This is a genomic window from Acidovorax cavernicola, assembly GCF_003581445.1.
The window spans coordinates 1-513 of record NZ_QXMN01000384.1 but is presented as its reverse complement, the minus strand read 5'-3'; the positions used below and the strand labels follow the sequence as shown (position 1 = coordinate 513).

The following is a 513-nucleotide window of genomic DNA, read 5'->3' as shown; positions in this document are numbered from 1 at the left end:
GGGCGAGGTGATCTGGCCCTGGTGCTGCAGGCCGTAGGACCAGCGGTCGCGGTCGCGCAAACGGTCGCCAGGCATGTACTCGAGCTGCAGCTTGCCCTGGTAGGTGGGCTCGAGGTAGCGGAACTCCGCCCCGAGGTTCACGCCGCGCTTGGTCATCAGCGTGCTCGACAGCGTCGCGTCGCGGTTGGGAGCGATGTTCCAGTAATACGGCTGGGTGTATTCAAAGCCGCTGACGTTGTCCAGGCCGATGGTCAGCGGCAGCAGGCCCGACTTGCGCTGGTCCGACAGCGGAAAGCTCACCACGGGAATCGGCAGCACGGTCACGCCCTTGAACTGCAGCTTGGCGCCACGCGCATAGCCGACCTGCTCCCCCTGGTCCAGATGGATAGATTGGGCCTTGAGCACCCAGTCGGGCTCCCAGCTGGCCTCGTTGTCGCGCTGGCAGGTGGTGTAGGTGGCGTTGTAGACGATGGAGCGCTCGCGGTCCAGAAACTCCACTTCGGAAGAATCGCC

Annotated in this window: 1 protein-coding gene; it reads right to left on the bottom strand. The window is 64.9% G+C overall.

Going from position 1 to position 513, the window contains the following annotated elements; genetic code table 11:
• The coding region (locus tag D3H34_RS33795; RefSeq protein WP_286186610.1) for an LPS-assembly protein LptD at window positions 1–513 on the bottom strand (513 nt) is incomplete at both ends.